General features: G+C 72.2%; 2 protein-coding genes. Both read left to right on the top strand.

Translation table 11 applies throughout. From position 1 onward, the window contains the following. The first annotated feature begins 164 nt into the window (after window positions 1-164). On the top strand, window positions 165-503 hold the full coding sequence (locus SY1_RS09880) for a hypothetical protein (protein ID WP_208873655.1): 339 nt from the start codon (window positions 165-167) through the stop codon (window positions 501-503). After that, window positions 463-1,169: type II secretion system protein L (locus tag SY1_RS09885; protein ID WP_208873657.1), on the top strand; the 707-nt coding region annotated here is incomplete at its 3' end. The genes SY1_RS09880 and SY1_RS09885, both read left to right, overlap by 41 nt.

Consider the following 1,169-nt stretch of genomic DNA (forward strand, 5'->3'; position numbering starts at 1 on the left):
CCAGGGCTCACGGCCCGGACGGCCACGCGGCTGACGAACCTCGCCGCCTTCAAGAGCCGCTACTTCGCCCTGCGCGTCGAGTTCATCGACGAGTCGCCGGGAGGGACCTCGTTCAACATCATCTTTGACCGGACGGAGAAGAAGGTCGTCCGCTGGGAGGAGTCATGAGAGTGCGTTCGCTTTTCAAGAGAGGGGCCGTTTCCGAGTCCGTCACGTTCCGGCGTCTGGCTGGCGGGGAGCTGCTGCCGCTGTCCTCCGCGTCGGGGGCGCGTCGGGGCGCCCTGGAGGTGACGCTGGTCCCCATGCGATCCCTGGCCCTGGCCCCCTTCTCCTTCCCCTTCGCCAACCTCGCCAAGGTACGGGAGGCGCTTCGGCTTCAGGTCGCGCCCTATGCCGCGGCCGGGGAGATCGAGTTGTTCCCCGTCGTCATGGAGCGGGCCGGCCGGGGGGGTGTCGGGGTCGGTGTGGTACCTCTCGCCCTCGGAGCTGAACCTCCCCCTTGACGGGGGCCGGTCGCTGGTCTGGCCCGCGCCGCTGCCCCTGGCCGCGCGGGTGCAGGGGACCGGGGTCGCCCTGTGGGCGGACGAGGAGAACCTCTGCTCGATCCTGTGGCAGGACTGGAGGCCGGCCCTCACCCGCTGGACGTCACGGGACCGGTCCTCCCCGGAGGCGGAGCTGGCCTGGTTCGACCGCTGCTGCGCCGCCCGAAAGCTGGAGAGGGGCGCGTCCTTCGTCCTCGACGCGCGGGACCCCGGAGCCGCCGCGGCGCTGGAGGAGTCCGCGCGGGAGAGCCTGCTCCACTGTCCCTGGCTCCGGACGCTCAACCTCTCCCGCAGGGCGCTGGAGGGGGCCATGGGCCTCGAACGGGACGTCCGGCTCATGAGCCGGGCCGCCTGCTGGGTCCTCCTGATGGGGGTCCTGGTGCTGGCGGGGAGCGTCCTGCGCTGGCGGCAGGCCCTGTCCCAGGTCGAGGGGGCCCGCCGGAGGGGCGAGGACCTGTACCGACAGACCTTCGACCCGACGCACACGGGGCGCATCTCGAACCCCGTCGCCCTGGCGCGGGACCGGATCGCGGAGCTTCAGGGCGGAACGGAGGGGCGCGAGCTGGGGAGCGTGCTGGCGGACCTGGGCGCCGTCTTCGCGGAGAACCCCAGCATGGACGTCAAGGT

Origin of the sequence: Fretibacterium fastidiosum (assembly GCF_000210715.1) — a bacterium.
In the GTDB taxonomy this organism is placed as follows: Bacteria; Synergistota; Synergistia; order Synergistales; family Aminobacteriaceae; genus Fretibacterium; species Fretibacterium fastidiosum.

What these genes read in the sequence shown, in the direction of transcription:
- SY1_RS09880 (WP_208873655.1), top strand. Translation starts at nt 165, where the DNA reads ATGAGAGTGCGTTCGCTTTTCAAGAGAGGGGCCGTTTCCGAGTCCGTC.